The organism is Shewanella sp. HL-SH8, assembly GCF_051165765.1.
GTDB classification, from domain to species: domain Bacteria; phylum Pseudomonadota; class Gammaproteobacteria; order Enterobacterales; family Shewanellaceae; genus Shewanella; species Shewanella glacialimarina.
The window spans coordinates 195,736-212,794 of the sequence record NZ_CP195039.1 but is presented as its reverse complement, the minus strand read 5'-3'; the positions used below and the strand labels follow the sequence as shown (position 1 = coordinate 212,794).

9 protein-coding genes, 2 tRNA genes and 3 rRNA genes are annotated in these 17,059 nt (G+C 43.9%); 8 read left to right on the top strand and 6 right to left on the bottom strand.

Annotation, left to right across the window (positions count from 1 at the left end; genetic code table 11):
• The first annotated feature begins 52 nt into the window (after window positions 1–52).
• Window positions 53–670 (top strand): HTH-type transcriptional repressor FabR, encoded by a 618-nt coding sequence (fabR, locus tag ACRWQN_RS00920; RefSeq protein WP_226412478.1) that lies wholly within the window; start codon window positions 53–55, stop codon window positions 668–670.
• A gap of 73 nt (window positions 671–743) precedes the next feature.
• On the opposite strand, the gene trmA is transcribed toward fabR, so the two are convergent.
• The gene (gene trmA, locus ACRWQN_RS00915; protein WP_434939484.1) at window positions 744–1,841 is read right to left on the bottom strand and encodes a tRNA (uridine(54)-C5)-methyltransferase TrmA; all 1,098 of its coding nucleotides are present in this window, start codon (window positions 1,839–1,841) and stop codon (window positions 744–746) included.
• Window positions 1,842–1,926: 85 nt separating this feature from the next.
• On the opposite strand from trmA, the gene murI reads away from it, so the two are divergent.
• The gene (murI, locus tag ACRWQN_RS00910) at window positions 1,927–2,700 is read left to right on the top strand and encodes a glutamate racemase (RefSeq protein WP_434939483.1); all 774 of its coding nucleotides are present in this window, start codon (window positions 1,927–1,929) and stop codon (window positions 2,698–2,700) included.
• Window positions 2,701–2,719: 19 nt separating this feature from the next.
• Here murI and ACRWQN_RS00905 read toward each other — a convergent pair whose 3' ends face one another.
• Complete coding sequence (locus ACRWQN_RS00905; protein ID WP_434939482.1) at window positions 2,720–3,175, bottom strand: RNA recognition motif domain-containing protein; 456 nt, start codon at window positions 3,173–3,175, stop codon at window positions 2,720–2,722.
• Between the two features lie 698 nt (window positions 3,176–3,873).
• Between ACRWQN_RS00905 and ACRWQN_RS00900 the strand changes: the two genes are divergently transcribed.
• From ACRWQN_RS00900 to rrf, 5 genes are all read left to right on the top strand, one after another.
• A 16S ribosomal RNA gene (locus ACRWQN_RS00900) occupies window positions 3,874–5,418 on the top strand.
• 88 nt (window positions 5,419–5,506) lie between these two features.
• Window positions 5,507–5,583, top strand: a tRNA-Ile gene (locus ACRWQN_RS00895).
• A 145-nt stretch (window positions 5,584–5,728) separates the two neighbouring features.
• Window positions 5,729–5,804: transfer RNA gene (locus ACRWQN_RS00890), tRNA-Ala, on the top strand.
• Window positions 5,805–6,150: 346 nt separating this feature from the next.
• A 23S ribosomal RNA gene (locus ACRWQN_RS00885) occupies window positions 6,151–9,053 on the top strand.
• A 144-nt stretch (window positions 9,054–9,197) separates the two neighbouring features.
• A 5S ribosomal RNA gene (gene rrf / locus ACRWQN_RS00880) occupies window positions 9,198–9,313 on the top strand.
• Together the 16S, 23S and 5S rRNA genes with 2 tRNA genes alongside form the textbook arrangement of a ribosomal RNA operon.
• A gap of 169 nt (window positions 9,314–9,482) precedes the next feature.
• Here rrf and ACRWQN_RS00875 read toward each other — a convergent pair.
• The 4 genes from ACRWQN_RS00875 to ACRWQN_RS00860 all read right to left on the bottom strand — a co-directional run bounded on the left by ACRWQN_RS00875 (window position 9,483) and on the right by ACRWQN_RS00860 (window position 16,211).
• A protein-coding gene (locus tag ACRWQN_RS00875) for an IS630 family transposase (protein WP_434939481.1) occupies window positions 9,483–10,509 on the bottom strand; the annotation gives its coding sequence in 2 pieces (ribosomal slippage) (window positions 9,483–10,052 and window positions 10,054–10,509; 1,026 coding nt in all).
• Between the two features lie 826 nt (window positions 10,510–11,335).
• Complete coding sequence (locus ACRWQN_RS00870) at window positions 11,336–14,503, bottom strand: efflux RND transporter permease subunit (protein ID WP_434939480.1); 3,168 nt, start codon at window positions 14,501–14,503, stop codon at window positions 11,336–11,338.
• Between the two features lie 9 nt (window positions 14,504–14,512).
• A complete protein-coding gene (locus ACRWQN_RS00865) occupies window positions 14,513–15,661 on the bottom strand; it encodes an efflux RND transporter periplasmic adaptor subunit (RefSeq protein WP_434927566.1) in 1,149 nt (382 codons plus the stop codon).
• A 415-nt stretch (window positions 15,662–16,076) separates the two neighbouring features.
• Window positions 16,077–16,211 carry a hypothetical protein gene (locus ACRWQN_RS00860; RefSeq protein ID WP_434939479.1) on the bottom strand — a complete coding sequence of 45 codons (135 nt, stop codon included), beginning with the start codon at window positions 16,209–16,211 and terminating at the stop codon, window positions 16,077–16,079.
• A gap of 223 nt (window positions 16,212–16,434) precedes the next feature.
• On the opposite strand from ACRWQN_RS00860, the gene ACRWQN_RS00855 reads away from it, so the two are divergent.
• Complete coding sequence (locus ACRWQN_RS00855) at window positions 16,435–17,052, top strand: TetR/AcrR family transcriptional regulator (RefSeq protein WP_434939478.1); 618 nt, start codon at window positions 16,435–16,437, stop codon at window positions 17,050–17,052.
• The last annotated feature ends 7 nt before the right edge of the window (window positions 17,053–17,059 follow it).

Genomic DNA, 17,059 nt, shown 5'->3' with positions numbered 1-17,059 from the left:
ACGATAAAAGGGGTATTATCTGTTAATTAATCTTGACTGAGCGATTTTTTAAATGGGTGTAAGAGCACAACAAAAAGAGAAAACCCGCCGTGCATTAGTGGATGCAGCGTTTAATCAATTAAGTGCTGAGCGCAGTTTTTCTAGTTTAAGCTTACGTGAAGTTGCTCGAGAAGCCGGCATCGCACCGACATCTTTTTATCGTCATTTTAAAGATATGAATGAGCTTGGCCTGACTATGGTTGATGAGGGCGGATTAACGCTTAGGCAAATGATGCGTAAAGGTCGTCAACGTGCTGAAGCGGGTGGGAGTGTTATTCGTATTTCAGTTGACACTTTTATGGAAGTCATGGAATCAAACCCCAATGTGTTCCGAATTCTATTACATGAACGTTCAGGAACATCAGCGGCTTTTCGCGCAGCAGTTGAGCGTGAGGTCGAACACTTTATTTCTGAACTAGCCCATTACACCGAAGCACACGCAAATAGACACCCAACACTTGCACGAGCTCAAGCCGAGGCTTTGGTGACTTTAGTGTTCAATGCGGGTGCCAGCGCATTAGACCTAAAGCGAAGTGAGCGAAAATCGCTGGCTGATCAACTGGTGTTGCATTTACGAATGGTGGCGACAGGTGCTGAAGCATTACAACAGAAAATGGACAGCCGCAGCTGAGAATTGATTTATATTTTAATAAAAAAGGGCAGATAATTAATCTGCCCTTTTTATTCATATTGATAAAGCTGCGTTACTTGCGCTCAAGTAACACACCCGATTCCATATGGTCGGTATATGGGAACTGATCAAATAATGCAAAGCGGGTAATTTTATGGGTAACGCCTAGTACCGTTAAGTTATCTTTTAACGTACTTGGGTTACACGATATATATAAAATACGCTCATAGCCTTGAACCAACTTTAATGTTTCGTCATCAATACCGGCTCTTGGTGGGTCTACAAATATAGTATTGCAATCATAGCTGTCCAAATCGATACCTTCTAAGCGTCTAAAGCTACGTTTTTTGGCCATCGCATCACTAAAGTCTTCTGCAGACATGCGAATAATCTGCACGTTATCGACTTTATTAATTTCAATATTATATTGCGCAGCATCAACTGATGGTTTAGCTAGCTCAGTAGCCAGTACGCGTGAAAAATTTTGCGCCAATGCAATTGTGAAATTGCCATTGCCGCAATAGAGTTCAAGTAAATCACCCTGGCTATTTTGGGTAGCGTTTATTGCCCACTCAAGCATTTTAACTGACACGTTAGCATTAGGCTGGGTAAAGCTATTTTCAATCTGCTTATACTGAAGCATCTTACCGTTCACATTCAGTTTTTCAGTGACAAAATCTTTATCTAAATCGATTTTTTGCTTCCTAGCTCGGCCAATTAAATTAACATTAAATTGTTTGGCGAGTTTAGCCTTCAGTGCCTTAGCATCTTCAAGCCATTGATCATCTAATTGACGGTGATATAACAAAGATACTAAAATCTCACCGCTTAAAGTAGACAGAAAGTCGATCTGAAATAAACGATATCGCAAAGAAGGGCTTGGTTTTAGTTCTTCAATTAAGGCGGCCATCATTTGATTGATCAAAGTACCCGCTGGTAAATATTGATCACAGCGCACTTTAGCATTCAGCGCTTTGTCAAACATGTAGTAATATAAGTCTTCGCCTTCATGCCACATTCTAAATTCGGCGCGCATCCGATAATTAGCAGGTTCAGAAGCGAACACTTCTAATGCTGGTGGGGTAAAATCAGCAAAGGCTTGTTCAAGCTTGTTACGCTTCTGTTCAAGTTGCGTAGCATAGTTATTTGGGTCCATGGCTGCTAAATTCATTTTCTCCACCAAAGGCAATAAAAAAGGGCGCAAATTTTATAACAAATAGCGTCGATATCCAATGTATATAAAATAGGAGACCACTTTGTCAGAGCCAATTTTAGTATTCGACTCAGGAATAGGTGGTTTATCAGTACTATCAGAAATCCGCAAGTTACTGCCAAATAGGGATTATCATTATTTATTTGATAATGCCCGCTTGCCCTATGGCAACTTATCAGAAGAAGATTTAATTGAAGGGTGTGTTGAGTTAATTCTACAACAGGTGCATCAAATCAATGCTGCTATTGTGGTTGTTGCATGTAATACCGCTAGCACTTTAGTATTACCAAGGTTAAGGGCGAGTTTATCTATTCCTGTTGTTGGTGTTGTACCAGCCATTAAACCCGCCGCCGCATTATCTGCTAAAAAGCATATTGGATTACTTGCCACACCAGGCACAGTAAAGCGCGACTATACCCAAGAACTGATCAATGAATTTGCCGATGACTGCAAAGTAGAATTATTCGGGTCATCAGAATTGGTGATGATGGCAGAGAAATATGTCGCAGGTGAAATCATAGACCTAGTAGAATTGGCCTTAATACTGCAACCTATTAAAGATGCTGATATTGATGTGCTGGTATTAGGCTGTACACATTTTCCTATTATCGCAGCGAAAATTAACCAGATACTGGGTAATCATGTCAAATTATTAGATTCTGGATTGGCAATAGCGAATAGAGTAAAAACATTGGTGGCTATGAGTAATAAGCAGGGAAGTGAATTAACGGTCAGTTATACAAAACAGATTTCAACAGGACTCTATAAAGCATTAGTCGGTTATGGGTTCACTAGTGTGAAACAAATAACCGACTAGACCACCTAACTAAGTTAGATTAAGCATCAGAAGAATCGGAAGAGTCAGATTCTTGAGATTTAGCTTCTCTTACCTTTAAAGTACGCTCTTGGAAAGTATAGTCGTTCAACTTACCCATTGCTTTTTGAGCTCCCGCTTCAGACATTTCAACAAAGCCAAAGCCTTTACGGCGACCTGTTTTGCGATCACGTACTAAACGGACTGAATTAACCGGGCCATATTCACCAAATAACTCTTTAACTTCACCTTCATGAACACGGTAAGGTAAGTTACCAACATATAACGTCATTGTTGGACCTACATAAGGTTCATCAGATGCGCGAGCTTGGCTAGCTGGAACAAAGGTAAAGATAAGTGTTGCTGTTACTATCCCTGCAATAAACGCTACAGAGGAAGCTACACTACCTAGAACTTGGAAAAAAACAAAAGCACCAACAAGTGCTGCAATAAGAACAATCACGAATGATTTCTGCATAAAATAATCTCTAATAATAATGAAATGAAAAATAACTGTTAAAAAACCGCTATATATTAATGAATAATCTGAACATTAACCAGTCCGTTGTAGAAAAAATGAGCTTAAAACTAACTTAAATATGATAAATACTGCTTTGGGCATCAAACTTGTTGCATTTATAGGCTGCAAAAGCGAAAAAAACAGCGATCTGGGTAAAAGATCATCGGTCAGCAAAAAAGATCGCGATCCCCCCTTGCGCCGAATCAGAATCTCCCTATAATGCGCAACCACTGACACGGCACAGCGCGAAAGCAAAGTGGCATCTGAAGTTAATCACTTAGGAAGTCAGGTTGATTTGAAAGAATAAAAACTTCGGTTTCATCATCAAATCAACAGCGAAAAGAAAGTTTGAAAAAACACTTGACGCTGACAACAGGGTCTGTAGAATACGCAGCCCAAGCCAACGACCTAGCGTCTTACGGCGATGTTTGAAAAATCAACATCAACGCTCTTTAACAATTTATCAAGTAATCTGTGTGGACATTCACAGGTATTGAGTTATTCGAAATTGCTTCTTCTTAGGAAGAGCAATCAAAAAATTTAAACTCAATGCAACGATGAATGTTCATAGCAATATGTACAAAAAGACTTTGTTAACTTCGGTTGATAAAGCAATCAGAATTCATTGAGCCGAATCGCAAGATTCAAAAAAACTTTAATTGAAGAGTTTGATCATGGCTCAGATTGAACGCTGGCGGCAGGCCTAACACATGCAAGTCGAGCGGCAGCGGGAAGATAGCTTGCTATCTTTGCCGGCGAGCGGCGGACGGGTGAGTAATGCCTAGGGATCTGCCCAGTCGAGGGGGATAACAGTTGGAAACGACTGCTAATACCGCATACGCCCTACGGGGGAAAGGAGGGGACCTTCGGGCCTTTCGCGATTGGATGAACCTAGGTGGGATTAGCTAGTTGGTGAGGTAATGGCTCACCAAGGCGACGATCCCTAGCTGTTCTGAGAGGATGATCAGCCACACTGGGACTGAGACACGGCCCAGACTCCTACGGGAGGCAGCAGTGGGGAATATTGCACAATGGGCGAAAGCCTGATGCAGCCATGCCGCGTGTGTGAAGAAGGCCTTCGGGTTGTAAAGCACTTTCAGTAGGGAGGAAAGGCAGTAGTTTAATAAACTACTGCTGTGACGTTACCTACAGAAGAAGGACCGGCTAACTCCGTGCCAGCAGCCGCGGTAATACGGAGGGTCCGAGCGTTAATCGGAATTACTGGGCGTAAAGCGTGCGCAGGCGGTTTTTTAAGCCAGATGTGAAAGCCCTGGGCTCAACCTAGGAATTGCATTTGGAACTGGGGAACTAGAGTCTTGTAGAGGGAGGTAGAATTTCAGGTGTAGCGGTGAAATGCGTAGATATCTGAAGGAATACCGGTGGCGAAGGCGGCCTCCTGGACAAAGACTGACGCTCATGCACGAAAGCGTGGGGAGCAAACAGGATTAGATACCCTGGTAGTCCACGCCGTAAACGATGTCTACTCGGAGTTTGGTGACTTAGTCACTGGGCTCCCAAGCTAACGCATTAAGTAGACCGCCTGGGGAGTACGGCCGCAAGGTTAAAACTCAAATGAATTGACGGGGGCCCGCACAAGCGGTGGAGCATGTGGTTTAATTCGATGCAACGCGAAGAACCTTACCTACTCTTGACATCCAGAGAATTCGCTAGAGATAGCTTAGTGCCTTCGGGAACTCTGAGACAGGTGCTGCATGGCTGTCGTCAGCTCGTGTTGTGAAATGTTGGGTTAAGTCCCGCAACGAGCGCAACCCCTATCCTTATTTGCCAGCGAGTAATGTCGGGAACTTTAGGGAGACTGCCGGTGATAAACCGGAGGAAGGTGGGGACGACGTCAAGTCATCATGGCCCTTACGAGTAGGGCTACACACGTGCTACAATGGCGTATACAGAGGGTTGCAAAGCCGCGAGGTGGAGCTAATCTCACAAAGTACGTCGTAGTCCGGATTGGAGTCTGCAACTCGACTCCATGAAGTCGGAATCGCTAGTAATCGTGAATCAGAATGTCACGGTGAATACGTTCCCGGGCCTTGTACACACCGCCCGTCACACCATGGGAGTGGGCTGCAAAAGAAGTGGGTAGTTTAACCTTCGGGAGAACGCTCACCACTTTGTGGTTCATGACTGGGGTGAAGTCGTAACAAGGTAGCCCTAGGGGAACCTGGGGCTGGATCACCTCCTTACCTATACGACTAACTCAATACCTAAAGTGCAGAGATGCATGTGAGTGTTCACACAGATTACTTGATAGAAAGAAAGAGAAATTACGTTGGGTCTGTAGCTCAGCTGGTTAGAGCGCACCCCTGATAAGGGTGAGGTCGGTGGTTCAAGTCCACTCTGACCCACCAATTCTTCATTTCTCCTGTGTTAATTTACCGCTCGTTTAGTGAACTAAACGTCGCAATAAATTGCCTTGGATAAATTCGAATTGGCAAGCCAAATAAAATGGCTGACCTTCTTAGAAGGTAAACGTAAATTCTCACTGTATGTAAAGGGGTTATAGCTCAGCTGGGAGAGCGCCTGCCTTGCACGCAGGAGGTCTGCGGTTCGATCCCGCATAGCTCCACCATTCTCTTGAATGAGAAACATACATATTGGTCCGAGATGCCAAAGATAAACGAAATTTTATCTTTGGCTTTTTTAAGCCCGCTCTTTAACAATTTGGAAAGCTGATAGTACTAACTCAAGGCGCATAGATGATGATTCGTTGTCGTTTGTGTGATTACGTTAGTGCGAAAATAATATTGATGCGAAAGCATCAGTATCTTGAGTTCTCAAAACACTGTTTAAGTGTCTTGAATATTCTAAAAACTAAGGCGAGTCACACTTCCTGGTCGGGAGTGAGACAAGTAAAAACCAGCTAGTTGCGATACATCCTGATTAGTTCACGCAAGTGAAACTCATTTGGGTTGTATGGTTAAGTGACTAAGCGTATACGGTGGATGCCTTGGCAGTCAGAGGCGATGAAGGACGTAATAACTTGCGAAAAGCGTTGGCGAGCTAGTAATAAGCATTTGAGCTAACGATATCCGAATGGGGAAACCCGGCCACATAAGTGGTCATCATACAGTGAATACATAGCTGTATGAGGCGAACCTGGGGAACTGAAACATCTAAGTACCCAGAGGAAAAGAAATCAACCGAGATTCCCCTAGTAGCGGCGAGCGAACGGGGATTAGCCCTTAAGTCTATGGGGTGTTAGTGGAATGAGTTGGAAAGCTCAGCGGCACAGGGTGATAGCCCCGTACATGAAAACTAACCATAGATGAAAACGAGTAAGGCGGGACACGTGACATCCTGTTTGAATATGGGGGGACCATCCTCCAAGGCTAAATACTCCTGACTGACCGATAGTGAACCAGTACCGTGAGGGAAAGGCGAAAAGAACCCCTGTGAGGGGAGTGAAATAGAACCTGAAACCGTATACGTACAAGCAGTGGGAGCGGTTCTTGAGACCGTGACTGCGTACCTTTTGTATAATGGGTCAGCGACTTACGTTTTGTAGCGAGGTTAAGCGAATAGCGGAGCCGTAGGGAAACCGAGTGTTAACTGCGCGTTTAGTTGCAAGGCGTAGACCCGAAACCGAGTGATCTAGCCATGGGCAGGTTGAAGGTTGAGTAACATCAACTGGAGGACCGAACCGACTTATGTTGAAAAATGAGCGGATGACTTGTGGCTGGGGGTGAAAGGCCAATCAAACTCGGAGATATCTGGTTCTCCTCGAAAGCTATTTAGGTAGCGCCTCGAGCGAATACCATTGGGGGTAGAGCACTGTTAAGGCTAGGGGGTCATCCCGACTTACCAACCCTTTGCAAACTCCGAATACCAATGAGTACTACTCGGGAGACAGACAGCGGGTGCTAACGTCCGTTGTCAAAAGGGAAACAACCCAGACCGTCAGCTAAGGTCCCAAAGTGTATGTTAAGTGGGAAACGATGTGGGAAGGCTTAGACAGCTAGGATGTTGGCTTAGAAGCAGCCATCATTTAAAGAAAGCGTAATAGCTCACTAGTCGAGTCGGCCTGCGCGGAAGATTTAACGGGGCTAAACATACCACCGAAGCTACGGGTTTGCAGTTTACTGCAAGCGGTAGAGGAGCGTTCTGTAAGCGGTTGAAGGTGAAGGGGTAACCCACACTGGACGTATCAGAAGTGCGAATGCTGACATGAGTAACGATAAAGGGAGTGAAAAACTCCCTCGCCGAAAGACCAAGGGTTCCTGTCCAACGTTAATCGGGGCAGGGTGAGTCGACCCCTAAGGTGAGGCCGAAAGGCGTAATCGATGGAAAACAGATTAATATTTCTGTACCTCTGCTAACTGCGATGGAGAGACGGAGAAGGCTAGGCTAGCGCGGCGTTGGTAGTCCGCGTTTAAGGTAGTAGGCGGTGTTCTTAGGCAAATCCGGGAACACGTACTTAAATGTACACGTTGAGAGCTGATGACGAGTCACTAAGGTGATGAAGTAGTTGATGCCATGCTTCCAGGAAAATCTTCTAAGCTTCAGGTTAGTAGGGATCGTACCCCAAACCGACACAGGTGGTCGGGTAGAGAATACCAAGGCGCTTGAGAGAACTCGGCTGAAGGAACTAGGCAAAATGGTACCGTAACTTCGGGAGAAGGTACGCTGCTGTTGGTGATGGGACTTGCTCCCTAAGCTGACGGCAGTCGCAGATACCAGGTGGCTGCAACTGTTTATCAAAAACACAGCACTGTGCAAAATCGCAAGATGACGTATACGGTGTGACGCCTGCCCGGTGCCGGAAGGTTAATTGATTGGGTTATCGCAAGAGAAGCTCATGATCGAAGCCCCGGTAAACGGCGGCCGTAACTATAACGGTCCTAAGGTAGCGAAATTCCTTGTCGGGTAAGTTCCGACCTGCACGAATGGCGTAATGATGGCCACGCTGTCTCCAGCCGAGACTCAGTGAAGTTGAAATTGCGGTGAAGATGCCGTATACCCGCGGCTAGACGGAAAGACCCCGTGAACCTTTACTATAGCTTGGCACTGAACATTGAACCTACATGTGTAGGATAGGTGGGAGACTTTGAAGCTTCGTCGCTAGATGGAGTGGAGTCAATCTTGAAATACCACCCTTGTAGTTTTGATGTTCTAACTCTGGCCCCTTATCGGGGTTGAGGACAGTGCCTGGTGGGTAGTTTGACTGGGGCGGTCTCCTCCCAAAGAGTAACGGAGGAGCACGAAGGTTGGCTAAGTACGGTCGGACATCGTACGGTTAGTGCAATGGCATAAGCCAGCTTAACTGCGAGACATACACGTCGAGCAGGTACGAAAGTAGGTCATAGTGATCCGGTGGTTCTGAATGGAAGGGCCATCGCTCAACGGATAAAAGGTACTCCGGGGATAACAGGCTGATACCGCCCAAGAGTTCATATCGACGGCGGTGTTTGGCACCTCGATGTCGGCTCATCACATCCTGGGGCTGAAGTCGGTCCCAAGGGTATGGCTGTTCGCCATTTAAAGTGGTACGCGAGCTGGGTTCAGAACGTCGTGAGACAGTTCGGTCCCTATCTGCCGTGGGCGTTGGATGATTGAGGGGAGCTGCTCCTAGTACGAGAGGACCGGAGTGGACGAACCGCTGGTGTTCGGGTTGTCATGCCAATGGCATTGCCCGGTAGCTACGTTCGGAATCGATAACCGCTGAAAGCATCTAAGCGGGAAGCGAGCCCCAAGATGAGTCATCCCTAGAGCTTTAAGCTCTCTAAAGGGCCGTAGGAGACTACTACGTTGATAGGCAAGGTGTGTAAGCGTTGTGAGGCGTTGAGCTAACTTGTACTAATGACCCGTGAGGCTTAACCATACAACCCAGATGGGTTTTACTGATACGACTTAGTATTAGAATGAGACGCTTAAATAGTGTGACGAGACTCAAACTCAGATAAAGTAATCAGCTTTCCGAATTATTATTTAATGCTAGCTAAATAGCGTTAGATAACCAAATTTGTCTGGAAACCATAGAGCTGTGGCACCACCTGATCCCATTCCGAACTCAGAAGTGAAACACAGTATCGCCGATGGTAGTGTGGGGTCTCCCCATGTGAGAGTAGGTCATTTCCAGGCGCCTAATTTACTCGAAAGAGTAGTAATAAGCCCGTTACTAACGTAATGGGCTTTTTTGCGTCTGAGATTTGAGCATGAAAGTCGTGTGGCCGATATGCCCATGTGAGAGCAGGTCATTTCCAGGCGCTAAATACCAATCCGATGATACCAATTATACCATTTACATTAATTAATTGGTCAGTTTTGTCCACCGTCTAGAACATAGTAGAATCACCCTTTCCGGCTCTGCAATAAATCGATTCCATGCAATGGAACACTGCTCAACAATATCGTAATATCCACTAAAGCAACGATTGGCGAGTTCATTCTGACGAAGCCATTGCCACACTTGTTCTATAGGGTTGAGTTCTGGCGAATAGGGCGGAAGCTTAAGGATACTAAGGTTATCAAAGTCCTCTGTCAGCACCTGTTGATGCCAACCTGCGCCATCCATGATGACCAAAGCATGGCGACTCGATTCGGTAGCCTCTGAAATTAATTTTAAATGCTCCCACATATATTCACTATTGGCATGCGGGGCAATAATAGCCTCTGTCGCACCCGTTGCCGGACACACCGCGCCATATAAATACGCTGATTCAAACTGTTGTTGCCTTACCGCTCGTGGTCGGGTTCCTTTCGTTGCCCAAATGCGGGTCGTTGTATTTTGCTGACCAAATCTGGCTTCATCTTGAAACCAAACATCAATGCGATCTAACGCCACATGACCAGGGGTGTTAAGGATCGTTGACAGCTGGAAGTTTTTTAAAAGCGTCCTGAATATCTTGAGATTGCTTTGGGTGACGAGAGCGGGTCGTTATCCATGACAATCCTAATTGATGCAGTAATCTGTAGATATTTGCCTGTTTAAAGGTCACGCCAAATTCAGACTGAATAAAAAGACTGACATCTCTTGCCATCAATCTTCCGCCACTCTCAGACAAGCTTTGACGTTGTACAAATTCTTTCAGATTTACCAGTTTTTTCGCCGATAATTGAGCGGGTCGACCTGGATTATGTTTATCATCTAGGCCGCTAATGCCATGAGTTAAATAATGAGTAACCCATGCATTTACACTGGTTCTACTGACCTTCAACATGTTGGCTATAGCAGTACGAGAATGACCTTCGGTAAAATGAAGTAAGGCGAGATAACGCATACGTTTACGTGCGCTTTTCTCAGATTTAACTAATGCTGCAAGATTGAGATTATTCATCGATACTGAAATAAGGAAATGACAACTAATTAGATCACATATTTAATGTAAATGGTATTACATTAATTCATGGGTCAGACCTATTCTCTCTAATAGCTTAATCGGATATCCCTTCTGGCTCAAATATCCTCATCTCCATGAAAGCAGCTATTAACGAGTTTATTCTGACAAAGTCCTTATCACACTTGCTCTCCATGGTTTAGTTCTGGTGAACCGGGGGATAACTTGAGGGTTGTTAGGTTAGCAAAGTTATCATCTAAATCATGCTGTCGCTGAGATAAATTTCAAATACTCGTACATTTATCTGCTGTTAGCATGTGAGGCAATAATGGCTTTCGTTAGTGGCGTGACTGCCCTGTCTAAATATACTGATTCAAACACTTGCAGCCATATCGCTCGTGGACGAGTTTCTTTCTTGGCCCTAATTGGCTAGTAGTATTATGTTGGCTAAATCTGACTATACATCAATGCGAGTGAATGTCACATATTAAGGATAGTTGGCATATAGGGCGTTTTAAAAGCGTCCAGAATTACTTAGGGTGACGAGATCAAGTGGTTATCAATGACAATCTAATTGATGAAGTAAATGATAGGTTTTTGTATGCCACGCTTAATTCAGGTAAGTTAAAGCAATTGATACTTTGGGTTAGATAGGTAGCAAACTAGGTGTTAAAGCTTACTTTGCTTACCTTTAACCTACTGGTAAATATCGTTCGAGGACGATCTTAGCCATTTATTCTGCTTGATAAAATAAAGGACCAAACATTTGCACGTTTGGTCCTTTATGTTCTGCAAATACCCTTACTCAAGTATTTTTCGAATGGTATTAAGCGTCAGGTTTATTGCTTGTTGGAGCTGATTCTACATTGACTGTTTGTGGCTCAGTTTGGCTTTTTCTCTTACTGAAAATCCTTTCAACCACCACAAAGAACAGTGGAATTAAGAATATACCTAAGAAGGTCGAACTCATCATGCCGCCTAGTACACCAGTACCAATAGCATTTTTACTGCCAGAACCAACACCGGTACTTATTGCCAATGGAACCACACCGAAACCAAATGCTAATGATGTCATTAGAATAGGACGCAAACGCACACGTACCGCATGCAGTGTTGCTTCGATTAATCCCGCACCTTTATCGTAGAAGTCCTTGGCGAATTCAACGATCAAGATGGCATTCTTGGTTGCCAGCCCGACGGTTGTTAATAAGCCTACCTGGAAGAATACGTCGTTAGGTAAACCTCGACCGTTCATAGCAAGCAATGCACCAATAACCCCTAGAGGTACGACTAATACGACGGCAAATGGCACCGACCAGCTCTCATAGAGTGCTGCAAGGACCAAAAACACCACTAGAATTGACAAAGCATATAATGCAGGTGCTTGGTTACCCGACAAACGTTCTTCATAGGACAGCCCATTCCACTCAACTCCAAACCCAGGTGGTAATTGTTCGACCATTTTCTCTATCGCAACCATAGCATCACCGGTACTGTAACCAGGCACGGTAGCACCTTGAATATTAACAGCAGGTAAACCATTAAAGCGTTGTAACTGTGGTGAACCAAAGTTCCAAGAGCCTGTCGCGAAGGCTGAAAAGGGCACCATTTCGCCTTCTGAATTACGGACATACCAAGTGTCTAAATCACTTGGTTGCATACGATATTTAGCCTCACCTTGCACGTATACTTTCTTAACACGACCACGGTCAATGAAGTCATTCACATATGAGCCACCCCATGCGGTAGCGAGTACGCTGTTGGCACTGTTGATATCAATACCCAGTGCGCGCACTTTAGCTTGGTCGATATGAATTTCGTACATTGGCGCATCTTCCTGGCCATTGGGTCTAACGCCCACCAAGCTTGGATTTTGTGCCGCCATACCCAGTAACTGGTTACGTGCCTCAATTAATGCATCATGGCCTTTACCGCTTCTATCTTGCAGATATAAATCGAAACCATTTGCTGTGCCCAACTCAATTACCGCAGGTGGAACAAACGCAAACACCATTGCTTCTTTTATTTGCATAAAGCGGCCCATTGCACGACCTGCGATAGACTGTACATCCTGACCTGGTTCTTCTCGTTCGGCCCAATCTTTTAAGCCAACAAACGACATGCCCATGTTTTGGCCCATACCCGCAAAGCTGAAACCTGCAACACTGAACACAGAGTTTACCGAATCGCTTTCCTGGGTTAGATAGAAATCATTGATTTCGTTTAAGACTTTAACGGTACTTTCTTGCGTTGAGTTGGTTGGTAAAATTGCTTGGGTGAATAAAATCCCCTGATCTTCATCTGGTAAGAATGCTGTTGGCATGCGTAAGAAAATCCACGCTGTAGCAATAACAAGCACAAGGTATATGCCCATCATGCGGAAACTGCGTTTAAGAATTTTTGCCACGCTCGCTTCATAGCGAGATGTCATGCGATCAAACATACGGTTAAACCAACCAAAAAAGCCGGTATTAATATGGGTATGACCTTTAGGTAATGGCTTTAACATGGTTGCACATAATGCAGGTGTTAAAATCAACGCTACTAATACTGACAACGCCATAGCCGATACGATAGTGATTGAGAACTGACGATAAATCACCCCGGTAGAGCCTGACATAAAGGCCATAGGCACGAATACCGCAGAAAGTGTTAAACCAATACCTACAAGTGCGCCAGTAATTTGATCCATCGACTTACGAGTTGCTTCAAGTGGGCTTAACCCCTCTTCAGACATTAATCGTTCAACGTTTTCTACTACCACAATGGCATCATCGACCAGTAGACCAATTGCCAGCACCATAGCGAACATGGTGAGGGTGTTAATAGAGAACCCTGTTGCCGACAAAATAGCGAATGTACCCAATAGTACTACGGGTACTGCAATCGTTGGGATTAACGTTGCCCTGAAGTTCTGTAAGAACAGATACATGATCAAGAATACTAATACGATAGCTTCGATTAACGTATGAACCACACCTTCAATAGATTTCTCAACAAATGGAGTAGTGTCATACGGATAGTAAATTTCTAACCCTTCAGGAAAATAGGTTTTTAAATCATCTAAACGGTCGCGAATATTATTAGCTGTATCGAGTGCGTTTGCACCTGTTGCCAACTTAAAAGCTAGACCAGATGCAGGTTTACCATTATAGAAGGATTCAACCGCGTAGCTTTCGGCACCAAGTTCAACTCGAGCCACATCTTCAAGATAGACATTTGCGCCAGAAGAGTCTGATTTCAGAATAATACGTTTAAATTGTTCAGGTGTTTGTAAACGGCTTTGTGCGGTAACCGTGGCGTTTAACTCTTGGCCAGGCATTGCAGGTGAACCGCCTAATTGGCCAGCCGATATTTGAGCATTTTGCTCTCTAATCGCTGCCATTACTTCAATACTGGTTAAATTGTATTGGGTTAACTTTAGCGGTTCAAGCCAGATGCGCATTGCGTACTGTGCACCAAACAACTCGAGTTCACCAACACCTGGTACTCGACTCATAGGGTCTTGAATATTGGCAGCAACGTAATCAGAAATATCGTTTTTAGCCAGCGAGCCGTCTTCAGACACAAACGCCACAACCATTAAGAAACCCGCGCTGGATTTGTTAACGTTTACACCTTGTGATTGTACTTCTTGAGGTAAGGAGGTCATTGCCGACTGCAGTTTATTCTGCACTTGAACTTGAGCAATATCGGCATCGGCTTCGGCATTAAACGTTAAGGTAACAGTCGCGTTACCAAAACTATCACTGCTAGAAGAAATATAGCGTAAATGGTCAATACCTGTCATACGTTGCTCAATAACTTGAGTCACGGTATCTTCCATGGTTTTGGCCGATGCACCAGGATAAAATGCGGTAATGACTACCGTTGGCGGTGCAATACTAGGGTATTGAGCAATGGGCAGGCCTTTAATGGCCAGCACCCCTGCTAACATAATAAGAATTGCGATCACCCAAGCAAAAATAGGGCGATCGATAAAAAAGCGAGCCATAATAATGTCCTATTTTTGTGGAGTGTCTGCAGTTAATACCTGTGGTGATACCGCCGCACCTGGACGAATTTTTTGTAAACCTTCTACAATTAATTTATCGCCAGCTTGGAGGCCATCAATAATGCGCCATTGGTTATCAATTACTTCAGCAGTAGTGACAATACGCACTTCGACATTGTTATCTTGATTAACAATCATCGCCATTGCCTGACCTTTAGTATTACGAGTAATAGCACGTTGAGGCACTAAAATAGCTTGTGGATCCGTACCTGTATCTAAGCGTGCACGCACATACATACCCGGTAGCAGCACACCATCAGGATTAGGGAATTCAGCACGTAATGTGACAGACCCGGTAGCTTCGTCAACACTGACCTCAGCAAACTGCATCGTACCTTGCTGATCATAAGTGGTACCGTCTTCTAAAATCAGCGTAACAGTAGCATTGTCACTTTTTTGTAATTTACCCGCTTTTAGCTTACTTTTAAGGCGTAATAACTGCACACTAGATTGAGCAATATCAACATTGATAGGATCTAATTGTTGAATCGTCGCCAAAGTGCTGCTTTGATTTGCGGTAACTAAAGCACCTGCCGTTACTGATGATTTACCTATGCGACCCGCAATGGGGGCTTTTACTTCAGTATATTCAAGGTTGATTTTAGCTGTGTTAATAGCGGCTTGCGCAACGGTTACAGATGCTAAGGCTTCTTTATAAGCAGCTTTTGCTTCATCAAAATCTTGTACACTGACCGAATTAGTTTTTACCAATGTTTGGTAGCGTGCCGCTTTCGCTTTAGCAGATTCTAAACCTGCGTTAGCACTGGCTAAATCAGCTTCTGCACTGACTAAAGCCGCTTTGTAGGTAGCAGAATCGATTTGATAAAGAGATTGACCTTTAGTGACCTCTTTACCTTCAACAAATCCACGTTCAGTAATAATACCAGACACTTGTGGACGAACTTCAGCTTCTAAAAACGATTTGCTGCGACCCGGTAGCTCTACTTGAATAGACTGCGACTGTGCTGTCACCACCATTACACCAACCGGAGTAGGTGGGCGCTCTTGTTGAGCCTGCGCTCCTTCGTCTTGTTTGCCACAGGCTGTTAACCATAACGTCGCAGTTATCACTGCGGCAATTTTCAATGCTTTGTGCATGAGAGCTCCTACTCTAATGTATCCACACACAACTAGGTTACTGTGTGAAAAAGGCTATTTCAATTCTAACTGTATATTTTGCTACGCAATTAACATTGCTCATAGAAACTATTCGCAAAGCCAATGGGCTAAATTGTAAATAAATACGTTAACCCGATTGATTGATAACTGTTTGTTAACGAATTTGGACCAAAAAACTTGTTTTATGAGTAATCTAACTAAAAATGTTTACTCAGTGTGTGGTTAATTTAACAGCTATATATTGCAATTACACTGACCAACTAAGATAACCTTGTTGAAAGTTAGTATAGTATTCCACTATTAATGGTTTCTGTCTGTTAGCTCTTTTGGTTAATTTGGCTTACTTTTATTGTAAAACAGGTATTTGTTGCGTTAATTTCGCTGAATTTTGTCATCAAAGATTATGTGCTTGTGGGGTTGCCATACAAATCAGTCGGCCAAATTCAGGAATAATCAGCTCAACACGATGTTGTTTAGCAAGGGCAGTTGTCCGTTTTGTAAACGCGAGTCTTGAGCATATTGCAAACATCAGATATTCCTTTTTGCTAATCTACAGCTTGGTTTTCGACACAATTAGCCATTGAAATATCCCAATAGATATACTTATGATTAACAAGACTGGTACGACTATAATCAACATTTTCATTATCAACCAGAAAGTAAACTATACGGTGTAGTTTATTTCGATCCAGTTGAAAAGTAAACTGGTCAGTGTAAAATAACTTTTATCAATTTTTTGAATATAAAGCGACATGGATACTGAAAAGAAAAGCCGCAGTCAGTTAAAACGACAAGCCATTATTGATGCAGCCAAGCGCACCTTTAAATCAATAGGTGTCGCAGCGACCAGTATGGACAAGCTAGCTGAAGAGGCTCAAGTGTCTAAACGCACGGTTTATAATCACTTTGCCACCAAAGAAGCCTTAGTGATGCACCTGGTGAGTGAATTGTGGCTTGACGCTATGGCACGTAATCAGGGTCAATATCAAGCCGACAAAGATTTACTGCAACAATTTACGGCCATTATTTTGACCGAAATTGAGTTTATTAATTCACAAGAACATATCGATATGGCCCGAGTCGCATTTGGGCACTTGTTTTACAATAGTGAAGACATGAACCGAGAGGTTGAGAAAATGAAGCTGCTTGAAACGGCGTTACTGCGCTGGATAAAAGCCGCCGTAAGCGATAATAAGTTAGCACTAACCGATGTTAATTTTGCTAATGAACAGCTAATGCACTTAATTAAAGGGCATTGTTTCTGGCCACAATTATTGGCTTACAAATCTTTACTCACCAGTGAAGAGCGCCAACATCTGGCCGATGAAACTGCAAAAATGTTTTTAAGCCGTTATCAAGTAGTAGCTTAATACCTAT

Coding starts and splice junctions, on each gene's coding strand:
- ACRWQN_RS00905 (WP_434939482.1), bottom strand. CDS start 3,175: ATGCAGAAATCATTCGTGATTGTTCTTATTGCAGCACTTGTTGGTGCT.
- trmA (WP_434939484.1), bottom strand. CDS start 1,841: ATGAATTTAGCAGCCATGGACCCAAATAACTATGCTACGCAACTTGAA.
- ACRWQN_RS00870 (WP_434939480.1), bottom strand. CDS start 14,503: ATGGCTCGCTTTTTTATCGATCGCCCTATTTTTGCTTGGGTGATCGCA.
- ACRWQN_RS00855 (WP_434939478.1), top strand. CDS start 16,435: ATGGATACTGAAAAGAAAAGCCGCAGTCAGTTAAAACGACAAGCCATT.
- fabR (WP_226412478.1), top strand. CDS start 53: ATGGGTGTAAGAGCACAACAAAAAGAGAAAACCCGCCGTGCATTAGTG.
- ACRWQN_RS00860 (WP_434939479.1), bottom strand. CDS start 16,211: ATGTTTGCAATATGCTCAAGACTCGCGTTTACAAAACGGACAACTGCC.
- ACRWQN_RS00865 (WP_434927566.1), bottom strand. CDS start 15,661: ATGCACAAAGCATTGAAAATTGCCGCAGTGATAACTGCGACGTTATGG.